General features: G+C 61.1%; 20 protein-coding genes and 2 pseudogenes. 9 read left to right on the forward strand and 13 right to left on the reverse strand.

What is annotated here, in order from left to right:
* The first annotated feature begins 31 nt into the window (after positions 1-31).
* From yhjD to ACIBW7_RS32125, 5 genes are all read left to right on the forward strand, one after another.
* A complete protein-coding gene (yhjD, locus tag ACIBW7_RS32105; protein ID WP_397052908.1) occupies positions 32-1,051 on the forward strand; it encodes an inner membrane protein YhjD in 1,020 nt (339 codons plus the stop codon).
* 210 nt (positions 1,052-1,261) lie between these two features.
* Complete coding sequence (locus ACIBW7_RS32110) at positions 1,262-1,549, forward strand: YbaB/EbfC family nucleoid-associated protein (protein WP_397052910.1); 288 nt, start codon at positions 1,262-1,264, stop codon at positions 1,547-1,549.
* A 90-nt stretch (positions 1,550-1,639) separates the two neighbouring features.
* Positions 1,640-1,939: a hypothetical protein gene (locus ACIBW7_RS32115; RefSeq protein ID WP_397052912.1), complete on the forward strand. Its 300-nt coding sequence runs from the start codon at positions 1,640-1,642 to the stop codon at positions 1,937-1,939.
* The gene (locus ACIBW7_RS32120; RefSeq protein ID WP_397052914.1) at positions 1,936-3,168 is read left to right on the forward strand and encodes a DUF6973 domain-containing protein; all 1,233 of its coding nucleotides are present in this window, start codon (positions 1,936-1,938) and stop codon (positions 3,166-3,168) included. Before ACIBW7_RS32115 ends, ACIBW7_RS32120 begins: the two co-directional genes overlap by 4 nt.
* 4 nt (positions 3,169-3,172) lie before the next feature.
* A complete protein-coding gene (locus tag ACIBW7_RS32125; protein ID WP_397052916.1) occupies positions 3,173-3,691 on the forward strand; it encodes a hypothetical protein in 519 nt (172 codons plus the stop codon).
* Between the two features lie 740 nt (positions 3,692-4,431).
* Here ACIBW7_RS32125 and ACIBW7_RS32130 read toward each other — a convergent pair.
* The 9 genes and pseudogenes from ACIBW7_RS32130 to ACIBW7_RS32170 form a co-directional block, all read right to left on the reverse strand.
* Positions 4,432-4,944, reverse strand: coding sequence for a hypothetical protein (locus ACIBW7_RS32130; protein WP_397052918.1), 513 nt, complete (start codon positions 4,942-4,944; stop codon positions 4,432-4,434).
* Positions 4,945-4,958: 14 nt separating this feature from the next.
* Positions 4,959-6,263 (reverse strand): hypothetical protein, encoded by a 1,305-nt coding sequence (locus ACIBW7_RS32135; protein WP_397052920.1) that lies wholly within the window; start codon positions 6,261-6,263, stop codon positions 4,959-4,961.
* Positions 6,260-6,565: a WXG100 family type VII secretion target gene (locus ACIBW7_RS32140; protein ID WP_327095606.1), complete on the reverse strand. Its 306-nt coding sequence runs from the start codon at positions 6,563-6,565 to the stop codon at positions 6,260-6,262. The genes ACIBW7_RS32135 and ACIBW7_RS32140 overlap by 4 nt, the downstream gene beginning before the upstream one ends.
* The gene (locus ACIBW7_RS32145) at positions 6,562-6,897 is read right to left on the reverse strand and encodes a WXG100 family type VII secretion target (protein ID WP_397052923.1); all 336 of its coding nucleotides are present in this window, start codon (positions 6,895-6,897) and stop codon (positions 6,562-6,564) included. The genes ACIBW7_RS32140 and ACIBW7_RS32145 overlap by 4 nt, the downstream gene beginning before the upstream one ends.
* Positions 6,898-6,987: 90 nt before the next feature.
* Positions 6,988-7,488: a DUF6334 family protein gene (locus tag ACIBW7_RS32150; RefSeq protein WP_397052925.1), complete on the reverse strand. Its 501-nt coding sequence runs from the start codon at positions 7,486-7,488 to the stop codon at positions 6,988-6,990.
* A gap of 16 nt (positions 7,489-7,504) precedes the next feature.
* Positions 7,505-7,647 (reverse strand): annotated as a pseudogene (locus ACIBW7_RS32155) (IS1380 family transposase); the annotation flags it as partial.
* A gap of 13 nt (positions 7,648-7,660) precedes the next feature.
* A pseudogene (locus ACIBW7_RS32160) lies at positions 7,661-7,840 on the reverse strand (DUF397 domain-containing protein); the annotation flags it as partial.
* Positions 7,792-7,995 (reverse strand): DUF397 domain-containing protein, encoded by a 204-nt coding sequence (locus ACIBW7_RS32165; protein ID WP_397052927.1) that lies wholly within the window; start codon positions 7,993-7,995, stop codon positions 7,792-7,794. The pseudogene ACIBW7_RS32160 and the gene ACIBW7_RS32165, both read right to left, overlap by 49 nt.
* Complete coding sequence (locus ACIBW7_RS32170) at positions 7,992-8,870, reverse strand: helix-turn-helix transcriptional regulator (RefSeq protein WP_357478538.1); 879 nt, start codon at positions 8,868-8,870, stop codon at positions 7,992-7,994. The genes ACIBW7_RS32165 and ACIBW7_RS32170 overlap by 4 nt, the downstream gene beginning before the upstream one ends.
* A 356-nt stretch (positions 8,871-9,226) precedes the next feature.
* On the opposite strand from ACIBW7_RS32170, the gene ACIBW7_RS32175 reads away from it, so the two are divergent.
* From ACIBW7_RS32175 to ACIBW7_RS32190, 4 genes are read left to right on the forward strand one after another with little or no spacing between them, the layout of a single operon-like run.
* On the forward strand, positions 9,227-9,601 hold the full coding sequence (locus ACIBW7_RS32175) for a hypothetical protein (RefSeq protein ID WP_397052930.1): 375 nt from the start codon (positions 9,227-9,229) through the stop codon (positions 9,599-9,601).
* Positions 9,602-9,639: 38 nt separating this feature from the next.
* Complete coding sequence (locus ACIBW7_RS32180) at positions 9,640-10,230, forward strand: DUF3558 domain-containing protein (RefSeq protein WP_397052932.1); 591 nt, start codon at positions 9,640-9,642, stop codon at positions 10,228-10,230.
* 2 nt (positions 10,231-10,232) lie between these two features.
* Positions 10,233-11,570, forward strand: a complete 1,338-nt coding sequence (locus ACIBW7_RS32185) for a hypothetical protein (RefSeq protein WP_397052934.1) — start codon at positions 10,233-10,235, stop codon at positions 11,568-11,570.
* Positions 11,567-12,277, forward strand: coding sequence for an ESX secretion-associated protein EspG (locus ACIBW7_RS32190; protein WP_397052936.1), 711 nt, complete (start codon positions 11,567-11,569; stop codon positions 12,275-12,277). Before ACIBW7_RS32185 ends, ACIBW7_RS32190 begins: the two co-directional genes overlap by 4 nt.
* A gap of 208 nt (positions 12,278-12,485) precedes the next feature.
* Here ACIBW7_RS32190 and ACIBW7_RS32195 read toward each other — a convergent pair whose 3' ends face one another.
* From ACIBW7_RS32195 to ACIBW7_RS32210, 4 genes are all read right to left on the reverse strand, one after another.
* Complete coding sequence (locus ACIBW7_RS32195) at positions 12,486-13,124, reverse strand: hypothetical protein (RefSeq protein WP_397052938.1); 639 nt, start codon at positions 13,122-13,124, stop codon at positions 12,486-12,488.
* A gap of 116 nt (positions 13,125-13,240) precedes the next feature.
* Positions 13,241-13,789 (reverse strand): hypothetical protein, encoded by a 549-nt coding sequence (locus ACIBW7_RS32200; RefSeq protein ID WP_397052940.1) that lies wholly within the window; start codon positions 13,787-13,789, stop codon positions 13,241-13,243.
* Positions 13,789-14,532: a WXG100 family type VII secretion target gene (locus ACIBW7_RS32205; RefSeq protein WP_397052942.1), complete on the reverse strand. Its 744-nt coding sequence runs from the start codon at positions 14,530-14,532 to the stop codon at positions 13,789-13,791. Before ACIBW7_RS32205 ends, ACIBW7_RS32200 begins: the two co-directional genes overlap by 1 nt.
* Positions 14,529-14,852 (reverse strand): type VII secretion target, encoded by a 324-nt coding sequence (locus tag ACIBW7_RS32210; RefSeq protein ID WP_397052944.1) that lies wholly within the window; start codon positions 14,850-14,852, stop codon positions 14,529-14,531. Before ACIBW7_RS32210 ends, ACIBW7_RS32205 begins: the two co-directional genes overlap by 4 nt.
* Positions 14,853-14,954: the final 102 nt, after the last annotated feature.

The raw sequence follows: 14,954 nt of genomic DNA on the forward strand, positions 1-14,954 counted from the left end.
CACCGCGGTCTCTGTTGAAGGGGCGTGACAGATGCAGGTGATCGACAACATCAAGGCGGCGTTCGAACGGCGGATCCAGTCGCGGCCGTGGCTGGATCACCTGATCCGCGCAGGCGGAAATTATCAGCGGCAACGTGGTGATTACTACGCGGCCGGGATCACGTATTTCACGGTGCTGTCGCTGTTTCCGCTGTTGATGGTCGCCTTCGCGATCGCGGGCTCCGTGCTGTCGGGCGACCCGGAAATGCTCACCGAACTGCGGAACAAGATCATTGAGAACATTCCGGGATCACTCGGCGGCCAGCTCAATGATTTGATCGATCAGGCGGTCCGATCGCGCGGCACGGTCGGCACGCTCGGTCTGCTCGTCGGTGTCTACACCGGACTCGGCTGGATGGCGAATCTGCGGGCGGCACTGACCGAACAGTGGGAACAGAAGACCCCGGAAGGCAATTGGTTCCTCAGCAAGCTTTCCGACCTCGGTGCATTGATCGGGCTCGGCTTGGCCTTCGTGGTCTCGATCGGTCTGTCCACCCTGGCGTCGAGTACCCTCGGCGCGCGGCTGCTGATCACTTTCCGCCTGTCGGAGTTGCCCGGTGCGCGGCTGATCCTGGTGCTCATTTCGATACTGCTCGGCTTCCTCGCTTCGTGGGCAGTGTTCGTCTGGATGATCGCGCGCCTGCCCCGCGAGCCGGTCACCTTTCGAAGTGCCGCACGAGCGGCAGCGCTGGCCGCGGTGGTCTTCGAGCTCTTCAAATACGTCGCGTCTTTCTACCTGCAGATGGTGCTGCACAGCCCCGCGGGCGCGGTATTCGGATCGATCATCGGCCTGATGGTGTTCAGCTACACCACCTATCGCATCCTCTTGTTCGCAACCGCCTGGGCCGCAACAGCATCGGAGAACGAGCCCGAAGCCGAAATCCCCCCACCCGACCCCGCCGTGATCAAGCCTCGCATGAGCGCGCCGGGGCTCTCGATGGGTACCGGCGCGGCCTACTTCGGCGCGGGTGCCCTTGCGGCGCTAGTGCTTTCGGGGCTGCGCCGCCGCTGACACGGAATGGTGTGAGTCGCTGGCCCGGATAGATCCGTATGGCAACCGTGTCACTCGTAAGAGTTGTTCGGCTCGCCAGCTGGACAGCTCCCGAGACCAACAACGCGACACAGGCCCAGTCCCAACGGGTTTGCCGCTGAGAACTTGTGGCCGATAGAGTTTCGCTGTACGTCGAAGACGATCCATGTGTCGATCGGGGTTGGGGAGCAAATGGACGAGTACATCGAGCGTCGGGCAGCGCACCTCAAACGATTGAACGCTGCGGTCTCCGAGGTGCGCGGGAACTCGCGATCGGCGGATGGTGGCGTGTATGTCGAAGCCGATGCTCGCGGCACGATCACGGCTCTGTACATCGAGCCGTATGCGCTGGAAGCGGGTGCTCGGCGGCTCGAGCGGCTGATCGCGGATCAGCACCGGATCGCGTATGGAAATGCTCAGGCTGAGGCCGAACGTATCTATACAGAGCTCAGCCAGGATGCGCCGACGCGGCGAAGGTAGCGGCAGTGGTCCGCGAATGCATCCTGTCAGTGAGTCTGTGGTACGCGACTTGCGAGGCGCGGCAAGTGAAATCGAAAGTGTGGTGAATCCGTGTTCGAGGTCGACCCGGTGAGGATGCGTAAGCTGGCGGCTGATGTGCGGGTCCACTCGGACACCATCGCTGGTAAGGCGCCGGTTGCGAAAGGCAGTCGCGATGATGCGCGGGACAAACTGCCGGGTTCTTCAACAGGGGTCCGCATCCAGGAGACGCTCGAAGCGCTGGACCGTGTAGTGGACTTTCATGTCGGCCGCATGCGAGAGCTTGCTGGTGTAGTCGAGCAACAGGCCACGGCCTTCGAGCAGCAAGATCAAGCCAACGCGACCCGCTTGCGTCAGGTGGGGGAGCGGTGAGCGGACTTCACGAGGATCATCCCCTCACAGTTCCTCAGGTACTGGGTTGGAATCTTGGCCCGGCCCGTGATGTGGCATCAATCGTGAAGCGCGTGTCAGGTGAGATCGATTCGGAAATGGCTGACGCGGGCCACAAGATAGCGCAGTCATACGAATATTTCGAGGGCAAGTCAGGCGATAGCGTGCGCGAGCGCGGCGAGCAGGACAAGAAGGATGGCTTCACGACCGTCGATGTCTACGAGGAGATGGCCAAGTCGATCAACTCCATCTGCGAGACCATCGAAGGGAAGATCGGAGAGATCCGAGGGTGGCTCAGAGAGGTCGAGGATTCGGACTGGGATCTTTTCTGTGAACCAGACGGCGAAGTGCTTTCGCACCAATCGAATTGGGAGACGATGAAGGAGCATTGGTGGTCTCCCGCCACTGCTGTCGCCAACAAGGAGTTGGAGGAGTTTCGCCTGACCCAGGCGATTCGTCAGGCGCTGACCCGGATTCAGGAGGCCGATCTCACCGGGTCGGAGAACCTTGGACGGCTACTCGAGAAGTTGGCCGATTCGGTAAAGCAAGGTGTGTCTGGTACTCCGTCCGATCCGAACCTCGCAAAGGTACTCATGGATTACCAAACCGAAACATCGAGTTCTAAACCGGTGATCTGGCCGTCGGATGGCGCACTGCTCGACGTCATTCGGATGGCGATACCAGATTTCAAGGCCACTCTGATGACCGAGGAGGAGTCCAGGGCTCTCGATAACCTCTACTCCAAGAAGGGGCTATCTGGTCTGAAGGATTTCTTCGATATCACCTCGCTGGCGGAGGACGAAGCCAAGAAGCGGTATCCGACCTCATACCTGGACGGGCACGGTGACGCATTCCGACATACATACTGGAATGCGTTGATGACGCAAAAGTTCGGTGAGGATTGGACCCAGACCTACACCACTAGCCATGAAAAGATCGGTGGGAACCCGCCGCATCGCGAGGCTATGGATCTGTACAACAACGAACAAGGGCGAAAGATCGGCCTGGCGAATTCGAGCGCATCTGCCGAAGAGTTGGCGCAGAAGGTCAAGGAACACATCGACAATGGGCAAGCCATCGTCCTCGGCAACCCCGTCGACCCGGCCACCGGTCTCCGGAGTCGGCCGACAATCACCTGGAGCAACACCGTCAGCGAGAGCGATACCGGCCAGCCTGCCGGAGTTGAGATTCCGTTGCCGGGGAAGAAATGATTATATGACCAAACTGAAGTACGTACTGCTGGTCTCCGTTGCCGTGTCGGCGCTGAGTGCATGCACCTCATGCACTGATCGACCGGATGATCAAACCTGCACTGGCACATTCGATTTCAGCTCTCCACAAGCTGAGCCGCTTGGATCGAACAAGCGTTTCGACGCCGCGCTGCGCGAGGTGGCAAGGGGTACGGATGGAGCCACGCTGATCGAGATAACCCGTGCGGCGGGTTGGGCTGATAGCTGGGAGCGGTTGGTGGAGGTGCGTGTGTCCACCGAAGTGGCCGACCTCAACAAGAACGCGAATACGCCAGGTCAGTGTTGGAAGCATCTCCCCACAATGGATTACCGGGAAGGACCGGAGCAGGGCTACTACCTGTTCGTCGACAATGGCAAGCCGGTGCAAGTCGTGTCTTGGAGCGGCGACCGGAAGCCCCTCGAAGTACGCGACCGCGGGGCTCTGACCGCTGAATCGGTGCTTGTGCCTCGGCCAGGGCACGACAGGCTGGAGCCTGCATCATAGGAGCCATGTTGGTGGGATTATTCGGCTGCGACACGTGGTTCAGTCGCGATTGGTCAACAGTACAGTTGTCACAATGCCCAGGAAGCGGATAGCGCCGAGGGGCGAGTCTTAATTGCACATTGAGTCACATGCAAGGGCCTGCTGTCCGCTACTGCTTCGCAGAGGCTAATCCGCTACGGAATCCGACGCCAAAACGAGTCTCTCTATCGTTTCACCTGAAGTCTCGCCAATATCATGCTGGTGATGATTCATGCGACGAACGCGGCTGGCGATATGTCATTGCCGTTAACAAATAGTGAGCGGCAACGGAATCTGACAAAATTCTAGAAGATTCGATAAAGTCACTAGTTGTGTGGGATACTTCTCGGTATGTTCATTTGGACTTGATGGTATTTACATCTGGTTTGATGGAACTCGCTGGCTAGGGGGTTAAACGATGAGTTCAGCTAGTGTCGACACGTCGCGATCAGACTTTGGACTGATGTCGGCAGAAGATTTTGTCAGCTATCACCTATTGGATCGCGTTCCGTGGATCTTCGATAACCGGAGGTCGTATGTTACATGGAAAGAACAATTGGCAAGGGACCTGCTAGTCGATCCTTACTCGATCATCGCGGTGGACGAGCAGCTTCGGGATCCTTGTTCATCGGTATCGTGTGGTGCTTTGAGTCAATCAATGGCTTGTTGCAGCTTGTCAAGCAGTTAAACGATTTTACCTTTGATTCCTTTTGTCCGACCGGTCAGTCGTTGATGTCGTCGGATTCGTAGTTGATGGCCAGGTCGGATGGGCGGGGCGGCCATTCCGGTGTAGTGACCAACCGTCCCGTCCACGGATCTATTCTGAGCACCGGATACTCGGTTTGGCTCGACAGCCCATCGCGAGTCCACAGCAGAGAGGATTGGGAGTAAACTGCCGCTGGTGATGTCGCCGGTCGATCAGCGAGAAGCAAGAGCCATCCATTTCGGAGAGCAATCCTGGCGCCGCCGGATTTGAAGAATACTGGCGAGAGTATTTCGGATTCCAGAATTCTTTCTGCTTCCTCGCTCGACCAATGGGTTAGTTCGTGACGGCCGGGTGATTTCTCCTTGCTGGTTCGTAAAGACAATTCGGCGTCATAGCCGACGACTACTTTGAAGCCTGTGTCGAGAATGAGATCGACTTGGTTCGAGTGCCATTCGGTAGCGACGATACGGCTTTGCCTCAGCGGCAGGATAATCCATCTATCCTCGTGTTCTATGATTTCTCGCTGCATTCCTTCGCCTCCCGTCAGTGTTCCAGTGCATCATGGATATTTCCGATGCTGTCTTCGGAAGGGGTGCCGTCTGGTTTCTGTACGTGGACCTCACCAGTATCGAGATCGACGATTACGTCAGGGTTTCGATTGTTTCCATCGCCGCGCCAAGCGCCTTGTGCTTTGATCTTATGGATGGCATCCTTCACTTCCTTCGGTGAAACGCCGTACTCGCTGGCAATCTTATTCACCTTCGACGTGTATGAGTTCGTGGTAAACGCGCCACCAGCGGTGTTGTGCCCGTTGATGTCGTCCGAGTCCGGATCATCGATTGTCGATGTCATGCCGATTATGGCGGCGAGGCCGGCGATCGCTTTGTCGAGGTCGATGTTGGGGAGTGTGTGGAAGGCGTCGATGGTGCCGACTGCGCCGGCGGCGAGGCTGCTGAGGCCGATGATTCGGACCATTTGGCTGGCGCGGTAAGAGGTTTGGATCGCGTTGATCGTGAGGGCAACGTCGGCGTCGATGGCGGCGGCTGCGGCGACGGCGGAGGAGCCGAGGCTGAACAGGAATGCGACTCCGGCGGTGATGGCGATCAGGCTGATGGACAGTTCCAGTGCGTTGATCGCTGTGGCATTGTCGTTGCCGAGGGCGACGGTCGCGTTCTTGTAGTCGCCGACGGGTCCGGCCATGTTCTGGGCGGCGGTGCTGACGGTGTCGGCGCTGGTTTTCAGGGTGGTGAAGTGGTCTTGGAGTAGTTGCCGATTGGTGGGGTCGTCCATGCCGTCGAACAGGGCCGAGATGGCGGTGATGCGGGCGGCGGCGCCGGTGATGGTGTCGTGGTTGGCGAAGGTGTTCCAGGTGGTGTGGGCTTTGTCGAGTTTGGTGTGGTCGCCGTTGGGGAGTTTGCCGAAGGCGGCGAGGACTTTGGCGATGAGTTTGTCCAGGAACTCTTTGAGGCCGCCGTGGTCGGTGAAGCCGATTCCGTTGTCGCCCACCGAGGACGGGAAGCTGACCTTGTACTCGCCGACCTGGCCTACGTCGGGTCGCGGTGGGGCGGGGTTGCTCTTGTTGGAGGTGCCGTAGTTGTAGCCCATGGCGTACAGCACGGCGCCGTAGTTGGTGAGGGCGTTGGCCAGGCTGGAGCAGGCCTGCATGGTCTGCCGGGCAGCTTTGTCGTAGTTCTCACCCCATTGTTGGCAGCCGGGGGCGTCGCCGGCCATCCCGACGCATTCGCCTTTGACCGCATCGTGAACCGGTTTGTCGGCCTTGCGGAGATCGTCGGCGAGGTCGTGGCATTTCTTGGCAGCGTCGTAGTATGTCTGCCAGTCGACGATCATGCCTGCCCCGACTGCAGCATGCGTCGGTTGACGTCGATGGCGCGGGTATAGCGGCCATGCGCTTTCTGCGCGGCATCGCTTATGGCGGCGACGCCTTCGGCGAATTCCCGTGCGGCCGTGACCCATTGGCTGTGAGCATCGGCGTAAGCGCTGGCTGCGGCGGATTCCCAGCTGCCGCTGTGCAGGGCAGCGACCTTGTGGTCGAGCTCGTCGAGGTGGTCGTGTAGGAACCCGGCGAGGCCATTGAGGCGCGACACGATCCGGTCGAGTTGGTCGAGGTCGACGCTGAATTGGGAGCTCATGGCAGATCCAGGCTGGAGATACCGGACGCGTTGCCGGCGTCGGTGTTCTTGTAGTTGGCCGCGGTGATGCCCAGCTTCTCGGCAAGGGAAGTCAAGGCTTGCATGAGTTGTGTTCCGCCGTCACGGGTTTCGGTCCACCCGGTGGCGAATTCGTCGGCAGCGTCGCCGGTCCAATCAGATATGAGTAGGGTCTCGACCTCGCGGGCGGCGGAATCGAGGGCCTGTTTCATCGTGTCGGCGATGATGTAGACGTACTGGCCGATCGCCTGCACGTCATCAGGCACGACTGACAGATTCTGGTTGGTTCCGGTAGGCCCCCCGCTATCTCCCATGCACCCGACGATAACGGCACTCTGCTTCGGGCGTCCACACTGCTGTGGGCTAGTCGACTGCTCGGCAGCGGTCTTCGCCTCGGGCTCTCGTCAGCCCGTGTTCCTCGTGTGCTTACCGGCTGGGGAGGTGGTGAGGGGTGGGGTTTCGATGGAGCGCACCTGCTGGATGTTCAAACGTGAAGCGATAGCGAGGATTTGGATGGTTGCCGCGCCGCCGCCACTGATGTCGGCGAATTCGAACTGGATCGCGTCGGGGTAGCCCTGCTGGTTCTCGAGGGACCATACCCATCGGACGGCGCGGCCGATGGCATCGCGCCAGGGGGCCAGCGCCGCCGCGTCGACCCTGCTCAGGTCACTGTCGCCGATGGCCGTGGTTTCGACCAGTCGTACGGTGTCATCGTCTTCGTGGACGAGCACGGACCATCCGCCGTGCTCGAATTCGAGGTCGATGCGCAGGATGTCGCGGGGCAGATCCGCGTCGAAATGGTAAGTGACGTTGTGAAGTCGGCCACCCTGTTCAGCGATTGCGGATCCTACTTCCCACATCGAACCGACTTTTAGCCGATTATGTTGCACCACGGGGTGGCTCATGCGTGCTCCAGGGTCAGTGGCTGGCTAGGTGCAGGATCGGTCGGCGTTGCGGGCGGGGATGTTGATGATCTTTCGGCGGAGTCTTTCTGCCCACGGGGCCGTGTGGACCGCTGTGGGTGTGCTGGTGGCGCGCAGCAGGTTGTGGGCGACGGCCGCGCAGGCCGGATGGGTTCTTCGAATCGCGAACGCCGACATGGTTGTTCGGGAGGAAGGTGACTTCGGCGCAGTTCGAGTGGGCACCGATGTGGCTGCTCTTGAACCACTTCGTGTTCGAGCGGTTCGCCACGAGGTGCCCCTCTGGGATCAGCGGTCGAACTCGCCTCGGGTTGTCGCGGCGGTGAAGGCTGACCATTCGGCTGGGGTGAAAACCAGTGCGGGGCCGCAGGGGTTCTTCGAATCACGAACGCCGACACCGTCGTTGGGAAGGAAGGCGACCTCTACGCAGTTTTCGGCTGCACCGCTGTGCCTGCTCTTGAACCACTCGGCACCGGCCAAATCGCTGTTCACGCATACTCCTTCGCCATCTGCCTGAGTAGAGCCCGGCTGGCAGGGCAATCCATCGCGCTACGCCGAAGACTCTCGTACGTATGATCGTATCGCTGAACCGTGGTTGATTTTGCGAGATACAAGCCACCCGTGAAATTTTCGGTGTACACCACGGGCGGATCGACCGGCTGTCCATCTTTATCCGTACCGAACTCCAGGATGACGAACGGCCCAACCGCGACTCCAACGGGGAACCCAGCGCTGAACGGCAGGATCTGCAAATTCACGTTGGGTCGGGTGCTCATATCGGCCAGGTGCCTCATCTGGGTCGCCATGACATTCGACCCGCCAACCATTCCCCGGAGAACCGACTCTCGAAGGATTACGTCGAGCGATGCCGGAAGATACTTGCGGGTGATTCTGGTTTGGCGTCGCATTCGCAACCTCACCCTGCGTGCATGCTCGTCGGCGTCGTCGTCAGGAAAGCCCGACCGGATGAGCACGCTCGCATACGCTGGCGTCTGCAGTAACCCTGGTACGAGTTCAGGCTCGTAGGTCGTCAGCCGCTGTGCCGATGCCTCCAGGCCGACATAGAAGTCGAAGTTCCTCGGCAGCAGGTCGGCGTACTCATACCACCAGCCCAGCTCGTTACCTTGTACTGCAAGCGCTTTCATTGCCGCAGTGTGGTCGGCATCGAACTCGTAGATCGTGCAGAGCGCCTCGATATCGATCTCGCGCAGCTCGGCCACCTGCCCCTTCTCCATGCGGTGGAGCGTGCTGCCGCTGCGTTGTATCAGCCTGGCCGCCTCGTGGAGCGTAAGCCCGCGTTCCTGCCTCCCATTGCGCAGATACTTCCCCAACTGACGCCGTGCCAGGCTTGGTCCGTCCTCCGACATGCCTGCCTCCCTTCAGGTTTCACTGTTCGGATCAGGAGATCACGCTGCGATCCAGTCGGCGGCAACATGGCGGATTTCCATGCGATCACGGTATAACCCCAGGAAAAGTTGCATCTGATGGCATATTCGCGGGTCTAGGTCAACACCGGCGCGTCCCGATCCTTGGGGATCTGGGACCTGTCTAAACCTCGGTAGCGACACACGGCTGGAGGAACGCTCGGGCAGAACCCGGCGGGACCGGTCCGAACCCGCAGGATCGAACCCAATCGAGACTGTCTTTGCGTCCCAATGGAACCGATTGACCGTTTCATGCGTCCAGTACAGTAAGCGGACGAACGGCGAGGGAGGGATAGCCGATGGAAGTGGGGCAATCGGCCGCAAATGCGCTGTATCAGCAAGCCACTGGGGGAACATTTCGGATGGAGGCCGATGCCGCACGTCGGTGCGCTGAGGTCTATACAAGGTTGGTCGAAACCACACTGGAACCACAGATCAAGGCCTCGCGGGACCTGCATCGGATGGACGGCTTCGGTGGATTCGAGTCCGCTCAGGAGCTGCAGAACGGGTTTTCCGGCAAGGCAAAGAAGATGACGGAGGCGCTCGAAGGGATGAGGGAAGCGGCGTTCAAGATAGCGGCGGCCTACCTACGAGCCGGACAACTGGTGGAGGAAGCCGACGCCATGTACGCGCAGTCGATCGCCACAGTCACGTCGGAGATGCAGTCGTCATGAGGCGAATCCGGAATATCTTGCTGGCCCTACTGGCGATAGTGGTCGCGCTGGTCGCGACGAGCTGTTCATCCGGCAGCGACACCCCACGGCACCCGGCCGGCTCAGGTCAAACGACGTTGTCCACTGCAACTCAGTCGGCTAGGCCGACACTGACCAATCCGAAGCTTCAGCCGCCGTCGCAGGACAACAAGTACACCGCCAGCACCGGACGTCCAAAAATCGTCTTCGACCCGTGCACATGGATCAGTGACGAGACCATTCAAAAGGCCGGATTCGACGTGGCCTCACGCGAGCGCGGCAAAGATCTCATTGCCGAGTACAGCTTCCTTGTCTGCCACTTCTCTTCTCAAATGCGTGACGTGAGTTTGCTCTCCGGAAACGCAACCTGGGAAGAAGACTTGAAGAAGGTCGGCTCCTACAGCGAGCCGATCACCGTAAACGGCCGCGAAGCTCTCCTCGTCCACGATCCCGATGCCCATCGTGGCTGTCAGGTTGATCTGCGTACAAAGGTGGGGTTCGTGCAGGTAGCGGTCGATCTGACAACCCGTGCCCCACGCGACCTCAACCCCTGCGACGGCATCACCGACATCGCCTCCACCATCGAGCCGGAGATCGGCAAGGACAACTGACGATGACCGGCCTCGATATCAACGATGTTCCCTCGGCGCTCGGTGCATTCGATTCGAGCCGCAAGCCCGACACCAGCCAGCCGAGCGCGCTTTCGCGCGGTCAGCAGCAGGGTGCGGAGCAGTACGAGACGAAACTCGCTGCCGACGGCCAGGATCCGGCGTACATCACTCGGATGGAGCAGTTCGAGGGCCATACCCACGAGGAGATCTACACCAACGCCCAGCAGATGAGTCCGGGCATCATGCATCACCAGGCCGATACGTGGATCAGCATCGCCACCGCGCTGAGCGGTGGGCTGTTCGGCGCGAATCTCGCGATTCAGAAGGCATTGGCCTCGGGCATCGAGGGTGCCATGGCCGATGCGGCTCTTGCTGCGGCGCAGACGTTCTATCGGCAGGCAAGTGATGTCGAGCAGGTGATCAATGCCTGCGGGCACCGGATAAAGGGCGTGGCGTCAGCCGCCGAAGTGGTGAAGATGACGGTGCCGCCACCGTCCGCGGCACAAGGGAGCAGAGGTTCGGCGACCTCGCTGGACCCCGCGCAGGTCATTATTTCCGCGGTCGGCGCGGGACTGGCCGGGGACGGTGACAGCCAGGAGGTCGCCTATCAGCGCGGCATCGAGGCGCTGCATCGCACGGCGATCGACACCATGAACAACAACTACAAACCGTCCTACGGCCCCGCCGGGTCAGGAGTCCCGACATTCGTGCCGGTCACCTCGCCGGGCGGCGGGGGCGACGAGGGCGTTACCGGGCCGGGCGGCGGTAGCGGCGGCGGCACCACTGGATCCGGCACCGGAAACACCGGCGGTAACAACGGCGAGTCGAACGGATCGGGGATACCGGGGTCCGATCAGGGCACGGTGAACCCCTCAGGTCTCGACTCGAATTCCACTACCGGACAACAGACCCAGTCTCCGACGACGGCCGCGAGCACCACCGCCACCTCGCCCACCGCGACAACCAGCACCCAGACGACCTCGGGACATGCGGGCGGCCTCGGCACATCCGGACCGGGCGGCACCTCCGGACCCGGCAGCAGCACCACACCGAGTCCGGGACGCAGTGTCACCGGTTTGCCTACGACCGGAAACTCCGGCGCGGCAACAGTTTCCACTGCCGCGACCGGCGCAGCCAGCACCGGCCGCAACGGTATGTCGGGCATGTCGCCCGGCGCGGGACGCAAATCGGGGGAGGACGAGTCGAACCGCAAGGTGCCCGACTACCTGATCGGCCAGTACGAAGAACTGGTCGGCCCGGACGATCCGGCGGTTCCCCCGTCGATCGGGGCCGACGCGCCCTCGGCGCAACCGGCCCACCCGAGCGGTGAGCGCGGGTGAAGTTCGAGTTCACGCCCGATGAGTTCATGCACATCTGGCGCGAGACGCGGTCGGATCGCTACCCCTTTCCGTTGCGCCTGATCGCCTCGGTGCGCTGGGAGGACGAATTCGACCAGCTCACCCGCGAATTGGACCGTCGCATGCCGCTGCACGCCAACCCGGACCTCTCGGCCGCCTTGCGGGTGGCAGCCGATCCGCGAATCGCATTGACGCTCATCGGAACTCGGCGACGCCCGCTCCGCGCATTCGGCGCGATCGACGCCGACATCGGCGTCACCCTGGTGCAACGGCCAGGCCCCACCCACGATTTCGGCGGCAATGTAGTGCTCGAGGTCGGCACCGCCGCGATCGTGCCCGCCGTATTCACGGCAGTGCTCGGCGACGTGCCGCCGGGACGTCATCCGGCCGTGGCCGAAGATGCCCAACGCCTGGTCGACAACCTCGAATCCTGGACCGGCCTCAAAGAGACAGCGTCCGACCGCATCTACCGCCTGCTGCGCGCACCGCGCTCCGGTTCCGGAACCGTGGAAATCCTTCGCGGCCTACGCGATTCACATCCTGCCCCACCCGAATACCTGAACTGGTTCGACATCGACGGCGACGGCCGCTACCACTACCGCCACCAATACAACGAATTCCACATCACCCCCTGCGACCAGTCCACACTCCGCCGCGAGATCACCCGCCTGGCACAACCCATCCCCTGATCTGCGCTCGAGCACCGAGGGTCGGCCCCGCTCGACTGCCAGATTGCTGGATGTCCAAAAACCGGGCAGCCAGTCGACGGGGGAAACAGCCGCGCACTGTCAGAAGAGCCTGGCTCGCGCTCTCGACTCGAGCGAAGCGGCGGAAAGTTCGACGGTGCAATCTGCGGGTCTACGCGATGTCGGACTCGGCGGGCCGAGACGTCGATTCTTATGGCATGTCAGGCTCTTTATCGAGCAAAGGACGATAGCGCGGGTCTTGTTCTATCGCCGCGCGGAAGCGGGGGTGAGCTTGGACGAAGACGAACCTTTCGTCATAGATGGGGCGGTACGTCACCCGCTGGGCACTCTTGCCGAACAGGTGCAGAACCACCATCAGACCCAGAAGCGAACCCGGGAACAGTGCGAGTCCCAGCGGGACGAGCAGGGGATCGATGTTCGCCACACTCACTATCACCACAGCGACGAGATTGGCGGCCATCAGCCACAGCAGCGAGCGGGCGGCCCAGCGGTATCGCCGGGCGGTGCGGACGCATCGGTCACAGACGGGCCACTCGCCGACGAGGATCGTCGAAACAGGTGCGATCTGGTTGACTCCCGTCCGCAACGCCTTGCCGAGACCGCGTTCGGCGGCTGTGCGATGAAACCGGGGATGTAGATCGGTGTCGTAGAAGCAGGCCTGCACGTGGCTTCGCGCCACCGCGGGATGGCCGTGCCCGGGACACACGTCGGGCAGAGGTTGAGCGATTTCCAGTTCGAGCGGCTCGACGCGCAGCGCCTGGCCGGTTTTCAGCCAGAAGGCACGAGTGCGGGGCAATGCCTTCTGACACCGGCGCAGCCGGATCGTCACGTCGTCCTCGTGCGTGTACGGCCGCTGATATACCAGCGGAGTCAATGGTAGTTGGGTCGCCTCGAAGCCGTCACCGCTATTGGGGCGGTAGTAGTCACGGGCCAGGCGAGGTCGCCTCACTCGAGCCATCCGCGTTGGTTGCGATCTTGGAAGTACATATCGTCGTCGTCCGGGTCCTCGGGTGTGACGATCCGGTCGCGATTGGGCTTTCGAGTTCCTGGAATCACATGACTCGCAGGGCGGTCACCGCTGCCCGCGACGGCAGGGGCCGACGGAAACGGAGTTCCCTGGGGAGTGCCGGTCGGTGATTGCTCAGCCGATGAACTCCGGAATGCCTCAGCAGGAGGCGGAGTTTCGGGATCCTGGTTCCGGTAACTTTCGAGGATTGCGTTCCCCAGTTCGGCCTTTCGCTGGATCTCTTCGGGCGATGTGGCCGCGAACTCCGCGAGCGCCTGTGGGATGACCGCGTCGCCGAGACGCGCGAACGCCTCGCTGTGCGCGAGATCGCGGAGGGTGCCCTTCCCTTGCAGGATCTCCTGCATCTGCGCCTTCAGATCTGTGTCGACGCCTGGGCTCCCGGCAATGATGTTCAGAGCCTTCGCAAGGTGACGTGACATGCCGATGTCGCCATCGGTGAGGTCCAGCATCGGTTCCTCGTGACTCATCAGATCACTCCCGGATGGTCGTAGGTTCCGCCGAGGCTGGGGATCTGAGCGTCCGCCGATAACCCGATTGCCGCGTATATCCCACCGACCGCTGCTGTTGCGGCAGTCAACAAGGTTCCGTAGAGCTTGACTTGTTTCAGAATATTGGCTTCCATCGCGGCGACAATGGCAAGGCAGACTGCCTCGAGTGCGGCGGCTGCCGCGGCGCCGTAGCCGCTCACCCTGGCAGCAACTGCGGCGGCTTTCGTCAAAAGCCACTTAATGATCCAGTCTCCGAGTTCCAGCATGAGCGCTTGGACGGTCTGCGCAATGCTGAACGATGTCCATGCAAAGCTGGCAATCCCATTGGCGATCTCTGTCAGGGGCTCGACCTGCCCGTCGAGGGCCGTCTTCAGTTTGGAGAAGTAATCGTCCGCGCTGGTAGCCGCGTTGCCCTGCCACGATGACTCGACATTCTTCATTGCTGCGTCGATGGCTTCACCGTAGGCCGTGTTGTATGCGGCCAAATTCTCTACCGCCCTGGCGGACTTGAGCAGCTCCTCCCAATCTCCTCCGAAATATTTCTGCACCAATTCGACCGGATCCCATCCGGTCAACGAGATGATGAGGTTCAAGTAATTGGCAACGCTGTACGCGTTTCCCAGGACGAAGTCGACCATTTTTCCTCCGACCGTAAACCAGGCCTCCACCTGCGGTTCCATGAGCTTCTGGGTCGGGTCGGTTGCGGTAGTACTGTCGGTCATTTTCCGGCCTTTGTCGGGTAGGTCTTGTCGAGCGCTTCGGCCCGTGTTTTGTCGACGGTTCGGTACATGTTCGCGGCATTCTTCAACTCTGTGGCGGATTCGCTTGTCTTGGAGCCCAGGCGCGTGTAATTCACCGCCAGTTCGTCACAGGCTTCTTGAAGGACGCCGATGAGAGGTTTCAGGGCCAAGCCGGCATTGCTTTCCAGATCGAGCCACTTTTTGGCGTATTCGACTGCCTTCGCGCTTCCCGCAGCGATTTCTGCCAACTGGTCTGCCGCCTTGTCGATGTCATCCGGGGCGACCTTGAATTCGTACGTCATATTCTGACTTTCTGTTGATGTGGCGAGTACCACGCGTCCCGATGCAATCCCCTACGTTCCGGCCGTGTCGGAGGCGCGTCCTCGGTGGCCGATCGGTGCGAG

The organism is Nocardia sp. NPDC049526 (assembly GCF_044465765.1).
Taxonomy (GTDB): Bacteria; Actinomycetota; Actinomycetes; order Mycobacteriales; family Mycobacteriaceae; genus Nocardia.

Coding starts and splice junctions, on each gene's coding strand:
- ACIBW7_RS32175 (WP_397052930.1), top strand. CDS start 9,227: ATGGAAGTGGGGCAATCGGCCGCAAATGCGCTGTATCAGCAAGCCACT.
- ACIBW7_RS32130 (WP_397052918.1), bottom strand. CDS start 4,944: ATGCAGCGAGAAATCATAGAACACGAGGATAGATGGATTATCCTGCCG.
- ACIBW7_RS32145 (WP_397052923.1), bottom strand. CDS start 6,897: ATGGGAGATAGCGGGGGGCCTACCGGAACCAACCAGAATCTGTCAGTC.
- ACIBW7_RS32210 (WP_397052944.1), bottom strand. CDS start 14,852: ATGACGTACGAATTCAAGGTCGCCCCGGATGACATCGACAAGGCGGCA.
- ACIBW7_RS32135 (WP_397052920.1), bottom strand. CDS start 6,263: ATGATCGTCGACTGGCAGACATACTACGACGCTGCCAAGAAATGCCAC.
- ACIBW7_RS32205 (WP_397052942.1), bottom strand. CDS start 14,532: ATGACCGACAGTACTACCGCAACCGACCCGACCCAGAAGCTCATGGAA.
- ACIBW7_RS32125 (WP_397052916.1), top strand. CDS start 3,173: ATGACCAAACTGAAGTACGTACTGCTGGTCTCCGTTGCCGTGTCGGCG.
- ACIBW7_RS32200 (WP_397052940.1), bottom strand. CDS start 13,789: ATGAGTCACGAGGAACCGATGCTGGACCTCACCGATGGCGACATCGGC.
- ACIBW7_RS32110 (WP_397052910.1), top strand. CDS start 1,262: ATGGACGAGTACATCGAGCGTCGGGCAGCGCACCTCAAACGATTGAAC.
- ACIBW7_RS32185 (WP_397052934.1), top strand. CDS start 10,233: ATGACCGGCCTCGATATCAACGATGTTCCCTCGGCGCTCGGTGCATTC.
- ACIBW7_RS32170 (WP_357478538.1), bottom strand. CDS start 8,870: ATGTCGGAGGACGGACCAAGCCTGGCACGGCGTCAGTTGGGGAAGTAT.
- yhjD (WP_397052908.1), top strand. CDS start 32: ATGCAGGTGATCGACAACATCAAGGCGGCGTTCGAACGGCGGATCCAG.
- ACIBW7_RS32140 (WP_327095606.1), bottom strand. CDS start 6,565: ATGAGCTCCCAATTCAGCGTCGACCTCGACCAACTCGACCGGATCGTG.
- ACIBW7_RS32150 (WP_397052925.1), bottom strand. CDS start 7,488: ATGAGCCACCCCGTGGTGCAACATAATCGGCTAAAAGTCGGTTCGATG.